We start from the raw sequence: 20,234 nt of genomic DNA, 5'->3' as shown, positions 1-20,234 counted from the left end.
ATGACTCATCGTGATTCGCACGGATTCGCGAATCCTTTTCCAGCATGGATGCCAGTCAGCACACGTTTATGGCTGTTGGCACTTTGTCCACCTACCAAGAAACAACCCTGAATACGAATCAGTATGAGCTGGAATCCCTGCTCAGCGATCGATTCGTGCTCACCTGGCGACACATGTCGGTCGTGGGGTTGGTGTGCGTATTATTCGTTCTGCTCAGTTTCACTCCCCTGACGTCCCACACCACGTGGTTGTACGCAGCACGGGGTGAGGCCATTCTTTCGCAGGGGCAACTTCCGACAACGGACGTCACGCAGACCCTCTCGCAAGGAATGGGCTTTCGCGAAACCTCTTGGCTGGGAAGCATCTTCTGGGCCGTGATTGCCCGGCAATCGCTCGAGGCCGTTTCCTGGACAACCACCCTGCTGGCCACCATCGCCGTCACGCTCTTGAGCATCACGCTTTGGCAGGCAACACGAAACTCGCTCCTCACGGGGCTGGGCATCTTATGGTTTGCCCTGTTCGCCTGGAGCTCGCTAGGGCTGGGAAGTCCGTTGCTTCTCGTTTTGCCGCTATGGATCGCACTGATCGCCCTGACGCTGCGAGGCAGCAATAACGCTTCACTACTGCAAAGTGGCGTCACCGTTGCCATCGTTTGGCTGTGGGCGAACCTTGATGACTCGGTCTTTGTGGTTGTCGGTTTTCTGGCATTCGCCTGGCTGGGTAACTCGACCACAACATTGCTTGAAAACAAATTCGCCTGGAAACAACTGTTTCGGGATCGCAGCTTCCGAGTCGCGGCCGTTACGCTCGAGCTCTGTGTGCTTGCGACGCTGCTGACTCCGCTTGGAATTGGTCTCTGGACAGAAACCTTCCAATCGTGGTCGCTGCAACAAGTGCCGCTCGATGTTACCAGCCTCGTTGGCCTTTGCTGGTTGGTGGCAATCGTTCTGTTGGGAGTCATTCTCCGCAAGCATCAAGGCCCACTACCGATGGCCGAAGTCCTCACGATTTCGATCTTCGCGTTGCTCTCGCTTTCGTTCGCGTCCGATATCGTTTGGTTCGCTCCGCTGGCCGCATTGGTGCTCATTCCTCAGGCACAAACGGCCTTGGGGATTCAAGCAGACCCCGCTCCGGCTCCCGTCGAAACGAGCGAGGACAGTGAAGCGAAGCCACCCGTTCTGCGTTTTGCCTATTCGCTCGGCGCGGTGCTCCTCTGCTGGATTGCTTTCGCCATTTCGCCCCTTAGCCAGGCCGTCTTAGGTGGACAACCGCGAACCATCGGACAACTGTTCGACGATGGTTCACCGGTCGCCGCAACCAGATACCTGCGTGAAAACCCCGTCGACGGAATCGTCTTCGCTCCGGCTTCCTGGGGTGATCTGCTGCAAAGCCCGCAAGGCGGCCGCGTTAATGTCTTCGCGACCACTTCGATGGTTCACCTGCCGCAGCAGGCCAAGTACGACTACAACAAGCTCAACCGTGGCGAAACCATTTGGCAGGGAATCGCCGATCGATACGCCATCAACGCCTTGGTGATTGACAAAAACAATCAGGCAGCCCTGCTGGAAACGATCCACGCAGATCACGCCAACTGGCAAATCGCCTACGAAGACGACCTCTCCCTCATCTTGCGAAGGAGTGGTTCATGATGCGACAGCAGCCATTCAAACGTCGTGGTTTTGCTCAATCAGCGGTGGCGTTCGCTCTCTCGCAGGTACTACTGGTTGGTGGGATCGCGGTCGCGGCCGTCTATGCCCTGCCTCGCACGGTCGATGCGATTCCTGCGCTGCAAAACGAACCTCGCTCGGTCACGCTCCAATACAACTGGCCGCACGTCATCACCGACCAACAGCTGATGGCCACCATGACCAAGCTTCGTCCGCAACTGCGTCACGAACGCCCCAAGATCAACCATGTCGATCACGCCTTGCGCTGCTGGGGGCAAGAGGCCACGTTTGAAGATCCTAATTGCCTGGCCGGTGCTGAGATGGTCGCCATGCTGACCGATCAGAACGCCTACGCGACCCACTGGGGTGACGACGCGTTGCCGCTGCTACTCAAGGGCGAATTCGGCCCTGGCTTCCGCACGCAAGAAGGCGAGTCTTCCGCCAGCCACGTTGACCACACGCTGGGAACGTTGGCCGAGATCGGCATTCCGCTCGATTACCCAATCATCGTGAAAGATCAAACGACGCCACTGACGGTCAAGCAGCTGCTTACCGCGGCCATGCTCGACTTCCGCTTGAATCAGAAGGAATACGAGTGGACGACCGTCGCTGCCGCCTCGTATGCCACCGGCCCCACGCAGTGGCTCTCGCAAGATGGCGAGCAGATCACGTTCGACCTGCTGGCCGATCGCCTGATGCGGCAAGACTGGGTCGATGGCGTTTGCTACGGCAACCATCGCCTGTACGCGTTGGCCATGCTGTTGCAATTCGACGATCAAGCGCAGCTGTTCCGAGAAGCAGACACACGATCGAAAGTCCTGGCTCACCTGAGCGAAGCGACCTCTCACCTGGTCAAAAGCCAATCGGCCGAAGGTTACTGGGACGAGAACTGGGAAGACGCCACTCGCCCTGCCCAGGAAGCCGAAGCAGGCGGCCCCATGATGCGTCGCATCCTGGCCACCGGTCACGCACTTGAGTGGTGGGCGATCGCTCCGGCTGAAGTGCTTCCACCACGCGAAGTCATCGTTCGCGGAGCTCAGTGGCTGGTCGTCGAAATCGAACAAATGGAACCCCAGTCGGTTGTCAAGAATTACACGTTTCTCACGCACGTGGGCCGAGCCCTGTGTTTATGGCGGGGCAAGTTCCCGCACGAGTTAACTCCTTTAAAAAGTCCACAAACCGGCGCGGACGGATAACGCCGGAGTTTCCCTTGAAATAGGTGTCATGCCATGTTGACTACTCTGAAGAAAATTTGGAACGACGAACGAGGGTTCGTGAACTCGATGGAGTTAATCCTCATCGCCACGCTGGCCGTGCTGGGCTTGATCGTCGGGCTGGTCACTTTCCGCGATGCCGTCATGCAAGAGTTGGCCGATACGGGTGCCGCCGTCGGGCAATTCAATCAGTCCTACAGCGTGTTCGTCGGTGACAAGAACGCCGGCAACCAGGACAACGGCCCTGCCATTAACGAGCAAGACGGCGTTGTCACGGTTCGTCGCAACTTTGAATACGTAAACGTCCGCTCCACGTTCAACAACTTTGAATATATGGACCAACCTGACGTGGGCGACGGACAAGATACCGATGGCGATCCACCACCGGGAATCATTTCCATTGGTGGCTCCATTAACGAAGGTGAGGCGTTGCCATGATGAAATTGAAACTGCAAAAGCGTAAAGGCAGCGCATCGGCCATCGGTGTGATTTTCATGGTCGTCATCCTCGCGATTGGCGTCATCGCCGGTGCCGTGGCTCTACGAGATCACCTGGTCCAAGAGTTCGGCGATGCGGCCGTGGCTTTGGATCACCTTGACCAATCGTTTTACTACTTGATCCAGATCGACGGAGACATGGATGGCAATTTTGACCATTCGTGCACGGCAGAGTACATCGACCCAGCCCCGACGCTTGAAGACCCGGGTACCGAGATGAACCCACAGCCGCCGGCTGGAATCACGTTTATTGATCCTAGTGAAGCTGAGTCCCCCGTGGCTCCGCCGCCCGCAGGAACACTGCCCTAACCAAATCACTTTTTTGTTTGGAGTGAACCTTCCCATCCTAAGACAACATTCAGATCGAGGCGGTCGATCTGGGGCACGTCAGCAGTGGGAAGAACTTTTTTTCGTGTGTTTTTTACCCTTAGGAGAATGAGCTCATGAGCCTCATTAAGCGTTTGTGGAATGACGAAGCTGGTTTCGTCGTATCCGCAGAATTGATCCTGATTGCGACGATCGCCGTCCTGGGTCTGATTGTTGCTCTGGACACCGTCCGTAACGCTGTTACGAGCGAACTGTCCGACGTTGCTGGTGCTATCCAGGAAGTCAACCAGTCCTACTTCGTTAGCCAAGTTGTTGGTCACAGCGCCAAGAACGCTGGCTTCGCATTCGTCGACGAACTCGACTTCTGCGATAGCGTTGACGATCCAGCTGACACCGACGACAACTGCGTTGTCCACACCGGTGTTGCCATCGACGAAGGCGACGTCCTGACTCCGATCCCTTAATCATTTTGATTAAGAACGGATTTAGTCGCTGCAAGTCGGAACCTGGTGTTCTCGCTTGCGGCCTCTCGGACAACGGAAACCTTTCCGACAAGTTCGTCGGAAAGGTTTCCCATCGAGAACTTGTGTTGATCTTTGGAATCTACCGCCATTCCTTAGGTCAGCCTGTGTTGGACCCTTAAGAGATTAGCATCACGGAGATTTAGCGTCGAACACAGCCTGACTTAAGGCGTGTGAAGCGTCCGAATGTTGTTTTTCGAGCACCCTATAAACATGATCCCACAACTCATCATTTTGCTGTTTGTCGCTGCGTACACCGCCACCGGTGCTGCGTGGGACATGAAGACGCGCAAATTGCCGAATTGGCTGACGGTCAGCGCCTTTGGACTAGGTGTGATTTTTCATACCGTGGCCGGAGCATTGACCGAACAAGGCGCGATCGGCGGTCTGCTGTTTTCGCTGGCCGGTTTTGGCGTGGGGTTTGGCATTCTGTTCGTACTGTTCGCCATCGGCGGCGGTGCAGGCGGGGATGTCAAATTCATGGGGGCACTCGGAGCCTGGGTGGGCTGGAAGGCCATCCTGATAATTTTTATTGGCAGCGGGCTGATCGCAGCGATTAGCCTGTTTGCCATGTTTATATGGAGTCTGATCGCCGGTTCCGCGCAAGCGAATGATGCCGAAAAGCAACAATCGTTGGCCAATCGACGAGTGATTCCTTACGCGATTCCCGCAACCATCTCCGCCTGGCTCGTGCTAGGGGGACTATTCACGTTGAAATGGGTAGCCACTTCGGGATCGCCAATTACACTGGAAAACTAATTCATCAATCGCTGCGAAATCACTCGCACATACTCGGAGTAGACGAGCAATGAGGGTAAGTCCGGGAACACTCCTTTTGGGCGTCGTAGCAGTCATGTTTGGACTGCTGGGAGCGTACATCGTCCAAAAGAACATGCAACAGCCCCAACCAGTTGCCATAGACAACGCTCCCCAAACGTATATCGTCCCACGGGCCAGTATGGACCTGACAGCCGGGCGAGAGCTAACCATGGGCGACATGGTTATTCAGCGTCTGACGGCGAAGCAAGTTCAAGAGGAAGGACTGCCGCTGCAATTCATGGGGCGTACTTCTGACATCATCGGTCGTACGCTGCGAGTTGATGTACCTAAGGGCTCATCATTTGACGCGCACTTGTTCTACCCGGAAGGGACCGGTCCAAGCATCGTCGAACGCCTCGATCCTGGCATGCGTGCCATGACCATCAAGGTTGCAGCGGACGAAGCGGTCGACATGTTCGCAACGCCAGGCACCTGGGTGGACGTTCTTTTCCGTAGCGAAGAGGACAGCTCAGAAGACCTGCCAGAAATGACCGTGAGCCTGTTGGAAGGCGTGAAGGTCTTGGCCGTCAACAGCACCACCACCGAGATGCGAAACATTCGCGGTCAGCGCGAAGCTCGCCAGGAAACCTCGGTTACCCTTTCGGTCACGCCGGATCAAGCAGTCGCTTTGCGAGTGGTTGAAAACCGCGGCACGATGGCCCTAGCCCTGCGTCACCCAGACGACGTCGATGCCAACGCTCAGTTCGCTGGCATGACCATGGACGAACTTCTGAATCGTCCTGTCGCACGCGAACGGATTGAAGTCTATCGCGGCCACAACATCTCGCAGGTCGAGTTCCGTGAACGCTTCCGAGCGAACTTCGATCCGGAGAAGCTGGCCAAGCAAAACCTGAACAAGCAGGCCAAGGCTGATCCACCTGCCAACGCAGACGCCGTGAAGTAACCGCGACTGCCCCGATGATGCCGCAAGCCAATCACGGCTTGCGGCCTGATCTTCCTTCTTTTTCCCAATTGGCCCGGCCATGATTCGATTTACCTCTTCGCAGCCCAAGTCGGAAACGCCTCTTAGCGAGATCGATTTCCAGCGTCTGAAGTCGGACATTCACGAACAGCTGGTCGAATCGTTAGACCTTTCGCTGGTCGCACGAATCGACGATGAGCGGATGCGAGCCAACGTTGAGAGTCTGGCCAAAGACGTCATTCGCGAATACCGTCCGAAGATCGACAAGGACCTTCACGAGCGACTCCTGGAAGAGCTTCAAGCCGAAGTCTTCGGCCTGGGTCCACTCGAACCGCTGATGGACGACCCGTCGATCAGCGATATCCTGGTCAACAACGCTCACGAGGTTTACCTGGAACGCTTGGGCCGTTTGGAAAAATCGGACATTGTGTTTGCCGACGACGCTCACTTGATTCGGATTATCCAGCGAGTTGTGGCTCGCGTGGGTCGCCGAATCGACGAAGTCAGCCCGATGGTCGACGCTCGACTGCCGGACGGTTCGCGTATCAATGCGGTCGTTCCCCCGCTGGCCTTGAACGGTCCGAAGCTCTCGATTCGCCGTTTTGGTGTCGAGCATCTGCGTCTCGAGAAACTGCTGGAAAACGAAACGATCAACCAACCGATGGTCGATTTCCTGCAAGCCGCCGTCCAAGGACGCGTGAGCTTCATGATCTCAGGCGGTACGGGTGCCGGTAAAACGACCATGCTCAACGCACTGAGCAAGTCGATCCCGGACGACGAACGCATCGTGACCATCGAAGACTCGGCCGAACTTTTGCTACAACACGCCCACGTCGTTGGCATGGAAACACGCCCGGCGAACTCGGAAGGCCAAGGTTCTGTCACGCCGCGAGACCTGGTCCGCAATAGCTTGCGTATGCGTCCCGACCGTATCCTGGTGGGTGAAGTCCGCGGGCCGGAAGCTCTGGATATGCTGCAAGCGATGAACACGGGTCACGAAGGGTCGCTAACTACGATTCACGCAAACGACGCTGTCGACGCTTTGCACCGCTTGGAAATGATGGTCGCGATGACCGGATTCGAGCTGCCGGTGAACGTCATTCGCCGTTACGTTGCCAGCGGTATCCGCATCATCGTTCATGTGGCACGTCTCAAAGGTGGTGTGCGTAAGGTAATGCGAATTGCCGAGATCGCCGGTACCGAAGGGGGCGAATACCAGTTGAACGACATTTTCCGCTTCGAGCACCAGGGACTCGATGCCGAAGGCCGCGCAACGGGTCGATTTGTCGCAACCGGCTACCAACCGCAATGTGTTGATCGGTTCCTGGAATCAGGCGTCAGCATCGACACCAGCATCTTCCAGGCCACCACCTAAACCATCGCACCAGAGAGAATATCCGTGGATCAACTAGCCCTAGCACTGAATGCCAATTCGCTGCCGATCCTTGTGTTCGGTGGGATGGCCGCCGCACTCGGGGCGTTGCTGATGGGTGTCCGCGACCTGTTCGTTTCGCGCGACTCTCGCTTGATGGCGTCTCCGATCCTGAAGAAGCTACCTGCTCGCATTGAAGAAGCAGACGCTTCCGCTGTCGATCGATTCGATGTGTGGCTGGAACGTGCCATCTACATGACCGGCATGAACATGAGCATCACCATGGCGGCGATGTTGTTCATCCTGATTGGCATGACCGCCGGGATGGCCGTGTTTGTCTTCAGCGAAGACCTGCTGTATAGCGTCGTCGCCGGGCTTTTCGGCATCGTGATCTGCTTCATCATCCTTTCCATCAGCTACAAGCGTGTGATGAAGCAGTTTGAAGAACAGTTTCCCTCGGCTCTTGATCTTTTGGCCCGTGCCGTTCGTGCAGGGGAAAGCCTGGATCAGGCCTTGGTCATGATCGGCGACTCGGTAAATGCCCCCGTTGCCGGCGAATTCCGCCGGATCGCCAAACATTTGGAGATGGGACTATCGCTTTCGGCGGCCATGAAGAGCTTTGCCTATCGCGTTCCGACCATGGATGTTCGCATTTTCGCTTCGGCCCTGAGCGTTCACCGCGAGGCGGGTGGTAACCTGCCCAAAACCCTGGAACGACTGGCCGGTGTGATTCGTGACCGGATGAGCTACCAGCGTCAACTTAAGAGCGTGACTGGTGCAGGCCGCATTACGGCCCTGATCATTTCCTGCTTGGGTCCGCTGCTGTTTATGTACCTGTTCTTCGTTCAGCCCGAATACAGCAGTTCGCTGTGGAATGATCCGACAGGTCGCCTGGTGCTGATTGGCGCTGCCATTTCCCAGGTAATCGGTTTGTTCATCGTCAGCCGCATGTTACGTAGCCGCTATTAATCAAAGAGTTCTCGTATGCCATTAAGCTTGGAAGTTGTCGGAGCCTTTCTCGGAATTAGCATCCTGCTATTTCTGGTAGGTAGCCTTATGCTTTGGCTGGGGCGTAATCGGGCCCAGGATTACCTGGAAGCTTCCAGCGGTAAGTCGCTGGGGGTTTTCACGAAGCTTTTCGCGTACATGATTCCGATTGCCAACGAAAGCCGAGACAAGCTTCAATCGGAACTGGTCAAGGCTGGCCATTACGGTAAATACGCTGCGGAAGATTACCTGGCTCTGCGTAACGCGGCCGTTTTCGCTTGGCTGATCTTTGTTGCGGTCGCTTTGGTTCTGACCATCAATGATGGCCCAGCAGCCCAACAGTTTTACTTCATCGTTGGTGGTGTCGTTCTGCTGTTGATCTGGGGGCTCCCCCGAATCATTTTGTCGACTTCCGCATCGGCCCGGGTACAACGCATTCGTTATGGTCTGCCTGACGGGTTGGACATGGTGACGATGACCGTTTCCGCCGGCATGCCACTCCAACGAGCCATCGCTCACGTTAGCCGGGAACTGCGAAGCTCGCACAACGACTTGGCTTGCGAACTGACGATCCTGGAAGGCCAAGCCTCCGCCCGATCGTTGGATTACGCGTTGAAAGAGTTTGCGAAGCGTGTCGATGACCCAGACGTGACAGCTCTTTCGACGATGATTCATCATGCGGAACGTCTGGGTGGAAATGTGGCGAATGCTTTCCACGAGTTTGCCGACAGCATCCGAGAGACACGCCGTCAGCGAGCAGAGGAAGAAGGGAACCGCACATCGATCAAACTGCTTTTCCCAGTGATCTTCTTCCTGGCACCGCCGATCTACGTCCTATTGCTGGGACCGGCGGTCATGGAGCTTCGCAATTTCTCGTATCGTGAAACCGCGCCGGGTGGGGCCCTGAATCAGTCCGCCACCCAGTCGGCAATCTCTGCCGCTCCAGAGCAACAGAACGGCTTCTCACCGACCGGCAATTAAGACTATCGCGTAGAAGCCGCCTGCAAAGCACTCAAGATTTGCTGGTTAAAGCTTTCAGCAGAGGACGACTGCATCGATCCGATTGGAGTCGATGCTCGCGGTGGCTGCTGAACACTCGAAGTAGCAGGCTCATCAGAGATTTGGTAGACCGCTGGGGTCGTTTGCAGGCTTTGGGTAGGAATCGTCAATGCAGCACTGCCGCCAGCAGTCTGGGCCTGGGATGGCGTTCCGGTGCTGTATTGGACCTGCTGAACCGGCTGGGTCGCTGACTGCAAGGCGGTCCGAAGTGGATTGTTCGTCGCCGATTCAGGTGTCGCATTGGCTACCGTAGTCGGCCGGGGAGCAAACTGCGAGGCTTCTGGAATCTTAGCACTCGCCTGGGCGACCATTTCCTGCTTGGGTTGTTCTGGGGTCGGCACGACATGAGGACGAACGTTTGGCCGATCGGTCACGTCACCCTTCATCTGAGCGATTTGAATGAGTGCCTCGGCGGCAGGTCGCAGGCGTTTATCGATATCGAGAGCCCGACTGTAGTTTTGCTCGGCGAGTTCCAAATCACCGCGTTGGCTTTGGATATAGGCCAGGTTAGACAAGGCCTCGGCTTCGCTCGAAACCTGACGGAATTGACTTAGAGCAACGTCGTATTGTCCCAGTTCCGCGTAGACGACTGCCAGATTGGTTCGGGCAGCCTCGTAGTCAGGATCTTCGATGAGGGCACGTTCCAGGGTTTCTTTAGCCAGCTCTTGATTGTGCTGAAGATAGTAAACGTATCCCAGATCAGAAAGCACTTCAGCAGAAGGATCGCCAACTGTCGAGGCGTGGGTCAGGTATTTGACGGCTTCGTCATACTGACCTTCCTTACCGGAAATGACGCCCATGCGATGCAGGGCGACTCGGTTTTCCGGTTCTTCCGACAAGATGTGGCGATAAAGCTTCTTGGCTTTAACGTTGTTACCATTACGTTCCGATAGACGGGCGAAACTCATTTCTTGGGTGAAATTGTTTTCGACCTTCGGCTGCGTCATGGAGAACATGGACCCAGTGCCTGGTCGATTGGTGGCACAGCCACTAACTACCAGGCACGATGCGATCATTACGATTGGCAGAACAAGGCGATCGTTCATTCGGCTCGTCATTTCAAAAAGTCGCAAATTCAAGGTCCATTACCGCCAGCGAGGCTTCCTCGATTAGAAGAAGCCGCCGCCAAAGCCGCCGAAGCCGCCGCCAAAACCGCCGCCAAAACCGCCACCGTAGCCGCCGCCGTAGCCACCGCCGTAGGACATACCACGTTGGTAAGCTGCTGCAGCTTCACTGCTCATCAAACCTTCCGAGAAGGCTGGTGCCACAACGACACGTGTTTCGGCGTCAGCAACACCCATTGCGGTGAGTGCGGCCACGACACAGCGTCGACGCTTTTCGTCGAGCTCATCATTAAAGTGGACTGGGTATTGGTAGTCCGTACCAGGTTTGGCCGACGTTTGACTTCGTTCGACTACCACTGGAAGCTCGTCACCACGAAGAAGGTTCGCAGCGATTTGCTTCAGATGGTCTTCGCCGTAATCGTTAAGCTTCCAAGCGTCCTTGTCGCCTTTACCTTCAATGAAGTTCGGCTCGAACTCATGTTGGTAGACAACGTACTTAGCTGCTTCAGCGTTAAGTTCCTGAGTGCGGTTCATTTCATCAACCGAGGCACCCAACATGGTCGGAGGAGCTGGCTCGATTCGACCTGGTCCTTGGCAACCAACTAGGCCAGCTGCCACCAGGGCGAGCGTCAGGCCTCCAGCAGTTCGATTGAATAGGGTCATCTTGACTATCCTCAATTTGGATTCGTTGCGGGAACGAAAAAGGTGCTGGGTCTTACCACCTTTGGGCCTAGTTAGTTGGAAAAACCTTGTGGTCCGGAGATGTAATAATCTTCGCACTCGTGGTAGTGTCGGCTGGCTTTGCGAGCATGTCGCTGTGCCTTCAGGATCTCGTGATTCTCGTGATGAATCTGGTGTCGCATCGCTGGCCATACCGTGCTGCGGTAATCGTAGCCAGGTCGGCCTTCGATCTGCTGATGCCAGAAGAACTCTTTATTGGTTGGATCAGTGACATCAGTACCAGGCAGGAACAGTGGAAGCTGTTCGACTTCCATCGGATGAACCAGTTCTGGGCTGACGAGAACAACCAATTCGGTTTCTTCACGAGTCGTGGTCTGACGACCAAAGGCTGCACCGATCAGAGGAATGTCGCCAATACCGGGCAGACGAATTCGGCTGCCTGCTTGTTCGTCCTGGATCAACCCAGCAACGGCAAGCCACTGGCCTTCTCGCAGATCGACGGTGGTTGTGACACCTCGGATATCCAGGCCGGGAATACCATCGACCGTGTTGTTCGAGTTGATCGAACTGAACGATGGGGCAACCTGTAGGCGGATCTTGTCTTTGTCGAGAACGGTCGGGGTAAATGCGAGTTGCGTACCGAAGCCTCGGAAGGTCGTCGAAACCGCACCGATACCACCCACACCAACGGCCGTCGGCACAGCGAACTCACCGCCAGCGATGAAGTTGGCCGATTTACCGCTGATGGTTACCAGCGTTGGTTCGGCCAGGATCTTGGCCATACCGTTGCTGCTTGTCGCCTGCAGGAACAGTTCAACATCACCACCGTCGAGAATCGCCGTTAGGTTACCGGCTCCGGCACCAATAATATGGGCCACGTCGTATTCGTTGCCGCTGACGCTAAAGTCGAAACCGAGGTTTCGAGCTGCGGTGCGTTGAAGTTCAGCAATCCGAACTTTCAACATCACCTGTTGTTCGCCAGGGACTTGAAGTAAGTCGATAATGCTGGTCGTTCGCAGGTCTTCCGCACCAGGAAGGACGGCTGCTGTACCCAAGTTGGCTCCCAAATTGAGATTGCCAGCCTGGTCGACCGATTGACCACCGAGAACAGCGATGATTTGTGCCGCTTCTTGAGCGTCGCGAGCTTGGCCGCGGACGATCAGCTTATCGGCAACCGGAATCAGCTGAACAATGCTGTTAGGAAACAGCTCATTCAGGCGAGCTTCAAGCTTGCCGTATTCAATTTCAGCACGACGTTGTTCTTCGGTGTTCGCAGCCACCTTAACCAGGTAGCGAAGAACGGTCGAAGTTCCGTCCGGAGCAGCAAACCAAATCGTCATCGTGGTTTCACCGGCCTTCAAGCCAATGACTTCCACCTCGGTGGTGCTGAATTCGTTGATTTCCACGATGTCGGGGCTGGTGATGGCCACCCGAGTCATCGGTAGTTTCGTTTTCAGAATCTTTGATCGAGTGGGCTCGACGCGGAAGATGAGTTCCGGCTCGAGAACCTCTTGAATCAGGTTCGATTCCTTCATCAGGACCGATTCATTAGGTTTCTCGATGAGTTGTTCGTCTCGCGGGCCGGGCAGTTCAGCAGCAATTTGTGCTTGAGCAGCTGCTGGCATAAGGGCAAATGCCCCAGCCATGGCCGCGGCAATTGCCGTACGACCGCCATACTGAATCGTAAGTTGGAAGAAGCTTTTCATGGGATACCTACCACCACATACGCTGGTTGGAAACGGTCGTGATCGGCAAGACTGCATACAAATGGGTCATTCTCGCCCGCCACCCGATGTCAGGGCGGAACGTGGATCACTTATGGTTTCGGATATTCCGATTGTGATAGTTGAGCCGTATTTGCCCCTATTACGAATTGTTCTTCAAATGACACCTCGTTCGGAATACACGGGTTGTTCCGCGCAACATACGCCAGCTGGGGAGTCAGGATTAGACTCTAGTTATTACTTATAACAATTACTGCGTGTTAAAATAGGAGCTCTACGGCGACTCAACCGGACGAGACGATAATTTCGTAGAGAGGGATCGGAAAGTGCCGAACGTAACAACGACGCAGTTCATTGCGCATGACACCAACTCACATCCCTCAATCCTCCAACAAAGGTTGAGTTACCATGACCACCGTATTTGTTATCGCTGCCGTACTTCTCGGTGCTGAGGGTGGCACACCTGCCCCCGTCGTGAAACTTCAGCAGCCTGTTGTTGCTGAGCAAGCTGAGCCCGTTGTCGTTATTTTGGGTGTCATGCCAGCATCGCAATTAAGCCAGCAAACTGGTGGCGGAATGATCAAAGCCGTGGGTTATGAACCCAACCGTGCAGCGGTCAAAACGCCGATCAAAGTCGCGACCGTCTCCAGAAATGGCGGTTTTTCGCTGCTTCAAGACGTCTCTCCTTCGGATAGCGTCAGCCCCCAACCCATGCCAACAGCTCCGAAACCAATACAGCTGCAAAGCATGAACAACAGTACCATCAGCAAGAGCTCGTATAACGCTCACGAGGACTACACGACGGTAGGTTGCGGCAGCGACACGTCTTGTGATGTTGGTTGCAGCTCGTGCAACAGCGGCTGTGGCACTTGCAATAGCGGCTGCAACTCTTGCGGTTGCCACAAAGCACATGGCTGCAACCTGGGTTGCCATGGTGGATGTCATGGCGGTTGCCACGGATGTGGTCACGGCCATGGCGGTTTCTACGCTCGCCACTGCTTGCCATCCCCTTGGCACGCTCCTGGCAACATGACCCCACACATCCCGTATGTTGCTTACCCCAAGACCTACTACTACTTCCGTCCTTACAACATGCTGCACATTCCTGATCAGCAGGCACGTGCTTCCGCTTGGGTAGAAAACCCAGCTCTGCCTTACTCGAATGGCATCTTCGATAAGGTTTACGCCGAACTAGAGCCAACCCTCAATGCGGCCGGTGAAGAGATCGGCATGGGCAACTAGAAGCCGCCGTCAAGAAGCCAAATCAAGGCTCGATATCGAAAGATATCGAGCCTTTTTTCGTTCGAAGCCAGAATACGTTTGCTTGCTCGATTCCTGTCCGCGGATGGTCTAAAATAAATATTCCTCTCTCCGAATTCTTCTATCATCCCTCACACTAGAGCAACCTCATGCGTACCTTTCTCTGCTTCACCTTCTGTTTGATTTTGACCAGTACCGCCGTGGTCCAGGCAGATGAGGCCAAGAAACCCAACATATTATTCATCTCTATCGACGACCAGAATGACTGGATCGGCTGTCTGGGCGGGCATCCGCAGGCCAAGACACCACATATCGATCGCATTGCATCGCGCGGAACCGTTTTTCTCAATGCCCATTGCCAATCCCCATTGTGCAATCCCTCGAGAACGAGCCTCATGACCGGCCGTCGTCCCTCGTCGACCGGTATTTATGGTCTGTCTCCTTGGTTTCGTGATGTCCCGGAACTTGCTGACCTGGTGACACTGCCGCAGCATCTTCATGCCAATGGATATACCAACTATTCGACAGGCAAGATTTACCACGGCGGATATGGTCGCAAGAAGAACGACCAAGAGTTCCAAGTCCTTGGTCCACCAGCCTCGGTCGGAGTGAAGCCCAAACAAAAACTAGTGAAAACACCGGCCGCCCATCCACTAGTCGACTGGGGTGTCTTTCCTCACAAAGATGAAGACAAAGGGGACTACCACGTCGCGTCGTGGGCAGTAAAGACGCTTAATGAGAAGCCCCAAGAACCGTTTTGTTTGTCGGTGGGTTTCTTCCTGCCTCACGTCCCGTGTTACGCGACGCAAGAGTGGTTTGATCTACATCCCGAAAACGAGCTAAAAGTCCCAGAGATCATCGCTGACGACCGCGCCGATACACCACGTTTTAGCTGGTATTTGCACTGGAAGCTGCCTGAACCTCGCTTGAAGTTCTTAAAGGAAGCCGACCAGTGGAAGAACCTGACTCGCAGTTACCTTGCCTGCACCAGCTTTGTCGATGCCCAGATTGGTCGTGTCATCGCTGCACTCGAGCAAAACGGCTATGCGGACAACACGATCATCGTTCTCTGGTCTGATCATGGTTGGCACATCGGCGAGAAAGAGATCACCGGCAAGAATACGTTGTGGGATGACGGTACCCGCGTCCCTCTTATCTTCGCCGGTCCTGGTGTCACCGCTGGCCAGCGCTGCACGCAACCTGCGGAACTACTCGACATCTATCCAACCCTGAGTGATCTGACTGGGTTGCAGCAGCCTGAAGGACTGGAAGGGCACTCGCTCACTCCGCAGTTGAAGAATGCGAACACGAAACGCGAGTTCCCCGCGATTACAACCCACAACCATGACAATCATGGCATCCGCACCGAGAATTGGCGTTTCATTCAATACGCTGATGGTTCGCAGGAACTGTACGACATGCAGTCCGATCCCAACGAGTGGACTAACATCGCAGGCGATAAGAAATACGCAGCGGTGGTGGAAGAACTCAGTCGATTCTTGCCGCCCAAAAGCAAGATGCCAGCTCCCAACAGCAAGCATCGCGTGCTGACGTACACCGATGGCATTGCGATTTGGGAAGGGGAGAAGATTGAGAAGGATGCCCCAATCCCGGAAATCGACTAGGGGCAATTGCGTAGAAGCAGCTTGAAGCCTGAGGCCGAGTTAATCCTCGGCCCGGCTTCCGTCGCCGCACATTTTAACAATCTTCGGATCAAAGCGCCCCATGATGTCGACCAGATCGCTCTGAGACGCCATCACTTCATGGATGTCTTTGTAGACTCCAGGGACTTCATCCGATCCCGCCGACAGGATGTGTACGCCCTTTTCCTTCAGTTCCTGCCGCGTATTCTGAATGCGGAACGTATCGTTCGCCTTCTTTCGCGACATACAACGACCTGCGCCATGCGAGGCCGAGTCGAAGCTACTCGCTTCTCCTTTACCACGCACTACGAATCCAGGCGTACCCATGGAACCAGGAATAACCCCCAGTACACCCTTGCCGGCAGGAGTTGCGCCTTTTCGATGGACGATCATTTCACGTCCATCGTGCAACTCCTTCCAGGCAAAGTTGTGATGGTTCTCGACGCCAGCAACGATCTCGGCACCAACTAGCTCACTTACCAGGCGGTGGATCACTTCATGGTTCGCTGCTGCATAGCGTCCCATCAGGTTCATGGCTTCCCAATACTCCTGACCTTCTTCACTATCCAAAGTCAACCATGCCAGGTTCTTTAGCGATTCATACTTCTTCGGCAACTTGGTACGCGCAATGTTGCTGTAGGTGCTGCAAACGGCTGCCCCTGCACCACGGCTTCCGCTATGGCTCAACAGCGCAACGTATTCTCCCGGGTCCAAGGCGAACGAATCTTCCGACACGCCACCTTCGCCAATCGTCAGAACACCGAATTCTACGAAGTGATTTCCTGAACCAGACGTACCCAACTGCTGCCACGCCTTGTCCTTCGACTGGCGCGTCACCTTGGTGATGTTCCAGTTTTCGTCCATGACGTCATGCTGCTGCGGCTTCTTGTGAACCGAACCAACGCCGAACCGCGTTCCCTTTTCGAGAGCACGGCAGTAGTCATCAAAGCGAGAATCGAGCGTTTCCAGCTTCATATCCAAGACACTGAGCTTCATGCGGCATGCGATATCGACACCCACCGCGTACGGCACAACGGCCCCTTCCAGAGCCAACACGCCGCCGATCGGCAGACCATATCCCAAGTGCGCATCCGGCATAAGCGCAGCACCTGCTGCGTGCGGCAACTTACATGCTTCTCTCATCTGCGCGTGAGCCATCTCTTCGATGTCGTCACCCCAGGTGCGGTATTCGACCTTTTCGTGAAGCGGCTCAACCGTCTGGTTTTCCGTTAGCGCAGCGGCAAACGGTCCGTAGCACGGATCATTTACAAAGTGGTCCGGCGCAGCAAGAACTTCTTTTACCTGCCGCTTCAAGTCAGCGCCACGCAAACCATGCGTGGTGGCCGCACACGACACCGCTTTAACGGCTTCGGTCAAAGCATATTCCGGAACTCCCAACTGCGTTAACTGACGGCGATTCATAACGCCTCCTTCTTTCTTTCGTTCATTTCCTTATTTGAACGCATTAGTCCCCTTTGGGCACCTTGAGGTTCGCACCTAAGTGTTCAAAACATCGGCCGACTGCTCGGCAATGAATGCTCCAATATTCAACGAAGCGGTCGCAGCTGGGCTGGGAGCATTTAGAACGTGAATGAAATTCCCTTCCTTTTGGAAGACGAAGTCATCGACCAGGGTCCCATCCTTGCGTACGGCCTGAGCTCGAACACCGGCGGGGGCAGCGATAAGATCTTTACCCCTTACAGCTGGAATCAGACGCTGAAGCGAGGAAAGAAACGCGGATTGGAAGTAGGAACGACGAATCTCCTCGAAGCCGACACTCCAATGCTTGGCGGCAAGCTTATGAAAACCACGATATCCCACGGCATCCCACAGATCTCGCAAGTTGACATCCCATTTCCGGTAACCCTCGCGAGCAAACGCCAGAACCGCGTTCGGGCCGCATTCGACACTTCCAAAAATCGTTCGCGTAACATGGATGCCGAGAAAGGGAAACGCTGGGTCGGGAACGGGGTAAATAAGGTTCCGACACAGATGCTCTGCCTTCTCGGAAAGCTCGTAGTATTCACCTCGAAATGGAACGATTTTCACTTCAGGCTGATGCCCACACATCTTTGCAACTCGATCACTCTGCAGGCCGGCGCAATTTACTAAAAGCGAAGTCTGAAACGCTCCCTTGCTGGTTTCGATCACAATTTGGTTGCTGACGTTCGACACACCAAGCAATTGCGTATCGGTATGAATCTCGCCACCATTCTCGAGAATCAGCTCGCAGAGCCGAAAGCAGACGCGACGATAGTCGACGATCCCAGCTGCTTTAACGTGGACAGCAGCGATTCCGCGGCAATACGGTTCGATCGCCCGTAATTGGTCCGCGTTCAGCTTGGCACAATCAACGCCATTCTTATGGCCCCGCCGGTAGATCTCGTCGAGACGGCCTAGTTCATTTTCTTCGGTGGCGACAATCACCTTTCCGCAAACTTCGTGGGGAATGTCGTTGTGCTCGCAGAAGGTTTGCATTGCCAATCGCCCTTCCCGGCAATTGATCGACTTCAACGAGCCTGGCTGGTAATAAATCCCTGAATGCAGTACCCCCGAGTTACGCCCCGACTGGTGCTGGGCGAGCACCTTCTCTTTCTCAAGCACGATGACTTGATGATCGGGAAAACGCAGCATGATCTGGTGAGCGGTCGCCAGACCGATAATGCCGCCCCCCACAACAACGACGTTTACTTCAGGCGTTTCCATACCGATGTCGATTCCTATTCCGACTTACTGGGTGGCTGAATCGTCTTCAAGGAACCATCTACCTTTGCCAATACGCTGTTCACCTTCGTTTCGAGGCGACCTTGATAACCTCGGCGATAGTCCAGCTTGGCTGTACACGTCACGCGATCGCAGTCCTCGGCCATCGCCTCCAGGCACTTCTGCATCACAGCTAGCACCTGATCAATTTCTCCTTCGATGATCGTACCCATCGCGTGCAAGCGGTAATCGAGCCCGCTAGCAGCGATAATTTTCAAACTTCGAGCGACGTATTCGCTCACCGAATCTCCCTTATTGAGAGGAGACATACTGAACTCTAAGAGAACCATAGAAGCCGTTTCTTGTCTAAAAACTACGAGTGCTCGAATTTAGTTTACCGATGCACTATTTTGATAAAAAGTGATCTTGGGGTCCGCTTCGCACCTCGCTACACTTCGCTGTCATCCTCGATGCCCAATTGTGCCGATAAGCATGGTTATCGCGGATGTATTAAACAAAATGCTATCAGGTACTCCCCACCTTGCGATGAAATTTCACGTCCGGTTCGCATTCATTCTGATTCTTTGCAGTCTCGCACTGCCCTCGCTGGCTCGTGCGCAGAGCGGACTCGGCTGGCCGGACCCAACGAATATATTCCCGGGACAACGCTCCCAGTACCTGGAACCCATTCTTGATTTTCCCACAGATGAACGGGCACCTCAAATCCAGGCGGTTGCCTACGAGAGCCCTCTTGGACAACCCGTTATCGATGGCGGATTGACGATGATCAATCAGCCCGGTCCTAGCCAAGCTCAGTGGGTCGAACCTACTTATACCGAGTCGTACTACGAGCGACCGATCGCGATGGTCGACGAAAACGCTCCGTACGAATGGACAGTCCTTCCCGCCGGAATGGTCTACAAATCCTATCTGGCCGGGCAAAAAGAGTCTCGTTTGGCGGCACATCTCATCAAGATTACCGACGACAACTGGATGCTCGATGGCAACCTGGGTGGTCGCTTTGGTGTCTTGCGATACGGTCGTGATTCGACGTTTCTCTCCGATGGTTTTCAATGGGATGTTGAAGGCTCAGCACACGTCCGTCTCGACATTCCGGAAGACGTGGACGTCCGCGCAGCCGATTTCCGCGCCGGTACGCAACTCACCTGGAGCTACGCCGCCGACCCGCGTCATCGTTCGCGTTTTGGCTACTACCACTTGAGTTCGCATCTTGGCGACGAGTTTCTGCTCAAGAACCCTGGATTCGATCGCTTGAATTATGCCCATGACCTAATCATCTTTGGGCATTCGTATTACTTCACGACACGGCTACGTGTGTACGGAGAAGTGGGTTGGGCCTTCTATCACAAAGTGGCCGATCCTTGGGAATTCCAATTCGGTATCGAGTGGGCCCCCAACGAGCGTACCGGCCCGTGGGGCGAACCTTTCGTTGCAGTCGGAAGCCAACTTCGCGAGGAAGTGAACTTCGGTGGAAGCTTTGTCGTGCAGGCCGGTTGGGCCTGGGTCGGTGATATTCCTGGCAGAACCCTTCGCCTAGGATTCCATTATCACAATGGCGAGAGCACGCAAAACTCGTTCTACGACGAGTGGGAGCAGCAAATCGGCTTCGGCATTTGGTACGACTTCTAGTCGCCAGCCGCCAGTCTTTCAATTGCCGCATTTTTCCCTGGGTCCTATAATTTCTCCCAGGTCATCATTGCGCGCTGTTCGATCCTTTTCGCGCAAGTCCAACAATCATTCAGGTGAGGATGTC

The 20,234-nt window shown here is 54.9% G+C and carries 19 protein-coding genes; 13 read left to right on the top strand and 6 right to left on the bottom strand.

Translation table 11 applies throughout. From position 1 onward, the window contains the following. Positions 1-68 precede the first annotated feature (68 nt). The 10 genes from PSR63_RS20200 to PSR63_RS20155 all read left to right on the top strand — a co-directional run bounded on the left by PSR63_RS20200 (position 69) and on the right by PSR63_RS20155 (position 9,307). Entirely contained in the window at positions 69-1,649 is a 1,581-nt protein-coding gene (locus PSR63_RS20200; RefSeq protein WP_274327487.1) for a hypothetical protein, read from the top strand. Next, complete coding sequence (locus PSR63_RS20195) at positions 1,646-2,863, top strand: hypothetical protein (protein WP_274327486.1); 1,218 nt, start codon at positions 1,646-1,648, stop codon at positions 2,861-2,863. The genes PSR63_RS20200 and PSR63_RS20195 overlap by 4 nt, the downstream gene beginning before the upstream one ends. Positions 2,864-2,896: 33 nt before the next feature. Next, positions 2,897-3,319 (top strand): Flp family type IVb pilin, encoded by a 423-nt coding sequence (locus PSR63_RS20190; protein ID WP_274327485.1) that lies wholly within the window; start codon positions 2,897-2,899, stop codon positions 3,317-3,319. Next, a complete protein-coding gene (locus PSR63_RS20185) occupies positions 3,316-3,687 on the top strand; it encodes a hypothetical protein (RefSeq protein WP_274327484.1) in 372 nt (123 codons plus the stop codon). The genes PSR63_RS20190 and PSR63_RS20185 overlap by 4 nt, the downstream gene beginning before the upstream one ends. A 134-nt stretch (positions 3,688-3,821) precedes the next feature. After that, positions 3,822-4,169, top strand: a complete 348-nt coding sequence (locus PSR63_RS20180; protein WP_274327483.1) for a Flp family type IVb pilin — start codon at positions 3,822-3,824, stop codon at positions 4,167-4,169. Between the two features lie 243 nt (positions 4,170-4,412). Next, positions 4,413-4,985 (top strand): A24 family peptidase, encoded by a 573-nt coding sequence (locus PSR63_RS20175; protein WP_274327482.1) that lies wholly within the window; start codon positions 4,413-4,415, stop codon positions 4,983-4,985. Between the two features lie 76 nt (positions 4,986-5,061). Then, positions 5,062-5,949 (top strand): Flp pilus assembly protein CpaB, encoded by an 888-nt coding sequence (gene cpaB, locus PSR63_RS20170; protein ID WP_274327481.1) that lies wholly within the window; start codon positions 5,062-5,064, stop codon positions 5,947-5,949. A 79-nt stretch (positions 5,950-6,028) separates the two neighbouring features. Beyond that, complete coding sequence (locus PSR63_RS20165; RefSeq protein WP_274327480.1) at positions 6,029-7,342, top strand: CpaF family protein; 1,314 nt, start codon at positions 6,029-6,031, stop codon at positions 7,340-7,342. A gap of 24 nt (positions 7,343-7,366) precedes the next feature. Further along, positions 7,367-8,308, top strand: coding sequence for a type II secretion system F family protein (locus PSR63_RS20160; RefSeq protein ID WP_274327479.1), 942 nt, complete (start codon positions 7,367-7,369; stop codon positions 8,306-8,308). Between the two features lie 15 nt (positions 8,309-8,323). After that, the gene (locus PSR63_RS20155) at positions 8,324-9,307 is read left to right on the top strand and encodes a type II secretion system F family protein (RefSeq protein ID WP_274327478.1); all 984 of its coding nucleotides are present in this window, start codon (positions 8,324-8,326) and stop codon (positions 9,305-9,307) included. A 2-nt stretch (positions 9,308-9,309) separates the two neighbouring features. Here the strand turns inward: PSR63_RS20155 and PSR63_RS20150 are convergent, their stop codons facing one another. From PSR63_RS20150 to PSR63_RS20140, 3 genes are all read right to left on the bottom strand, one after another. Then, positions 9,310-10,431: a tetratricopeptide repeat protein gene (locus PSR63_RS20150; protein ID WP_274327477.1), complete on the bottom strand. Its 1,122-nt coding sequence runs from the start codon at positions 10,429-10,431 to the stop codon at positions 9,310-9,312. 63 nt (positions 10,432-10,494) lie between these two features. Next, complete coding sequence (locus tag PSR63_RS20145; protein ID WP_274327476.1) at positions 10,495-11,112, bottom strand: hypothetical protein; 618 nt, start codon at positions 11,110-11,112, stop codon at positions 10,495-10,497. A gap of 71 nt (positions 11,113-11,183) precedes the next feature. Continuing rightward, a complete protein-coding gene (locus PSR63_RS20140; protein WP_274327475.1) occupies positions 11,184-12,836 on the bottom strand; it encodes a type II and III secretion system protein family protein in 1,653 nt (550 codons plus the stop codon). Positions 12,837-13,262: 426 nt separating this feature from the next. Here PSR63_RS20140 and PSR63_RS20135 point away from each other — a divergent pair, with 426 nt between their 5' ends. Continuing rightward, positions 13,263-14,096, top strand: a complete 834-nt coding sequence (locus PSR63_RS20135; RefSeq protein ID WP_274327474.1) for a hypothetical protein — start codon at positions 13,263-13,265, stop codon at positions 14,094-14,096. A 167-nt stretch (positions 14,097-14,263) separates the two neighbouring features. After that, positions 14,264-15,739, top strand: coding sequence for a sulfatase (locus PSR63_RS20130; RefSeq protein ID WP_274327473.1), 1,476 nt, complete (start codon positions 14,264-14,266; stop codon positions 15,737-15,739). A gap of 39 nt (positions 15,740-15,778) precedes the next feature. On the opposite strand, the gene PSR63_RS20125 is transcribed toward PSR63_RS20130, so the two are convergent. The 3 genes from PSR63_RS20125 to PSR63_RS20115 all read right to left on the bottom strand — a co-directional run bounded on the left by PSR63_RS20125 (position 15,779) and on the right by PSR63_RS20115 (position 18,810). Next, entirely contained in the window at positions 15,779-17,179 is a 1,401-nt protein-coding gene (locus PSR63_RS20125) for an RtcB family protein (protein ID WP_274327472.1), read from the bottom strand. Between the two features lie 75 nt (positions 17,180-17,254). Continuing rightward, the gene (gene lhgO, locus PSR63_RS20120; RefSeq protein WP_274327471.1) at positions 17,255-18,463 is read right to left on the bottom strand and encodes an L-2-hydroxyglutarate oxidase; all 1,209 of its coding nucleotides are present in this window, start codon (positions 18,461-18,463) and stop codon (positions 17,255-17,257) included. A gap of 14 nt (positions 18,464-18,477) precedes the next feature. Continuing rightward, on the bottom strand, positions 18,478-18,810 hold the full coding sequence (locus tag PSR63_RS20115) for an MTH1187 family thiamine-binding protein (RefSeq protein WP_274327470.1): 333 nt from the start codon (positions 18,808-18,810) through the stop codon (positions 18,478-18,480). 433 nt (positions 18,811-19,243) lie between these two features. Between PSR63_RS20115 and PSR63_RS20110 the strand changes: the two genes are divergently transcribed. After that, positions 19,244-20,110: a DUF1207 domain-containing protein gene (locus tag PSR63_RS20110; protein WP_274327469.1), complete on the top strand. Its 867-nt coding sequence runs from the start codon at positions 19,244-19,246 to the stop codon at positions 20,108-20,110. Positions 20,111-20,234 lie beyond the last annotated feature (124 nt).

The organism is Bremerella sp. P1, from assembly GCF_028748185.1.
Classification (GTDB): Bacteria; Planctomycetota; Planctomycetia; order Pirellulales; family Pirellulaceae; genus Bremerella.
This window is presented reverse-complemented; position numbering and strand designations above follow the sequence as displayed.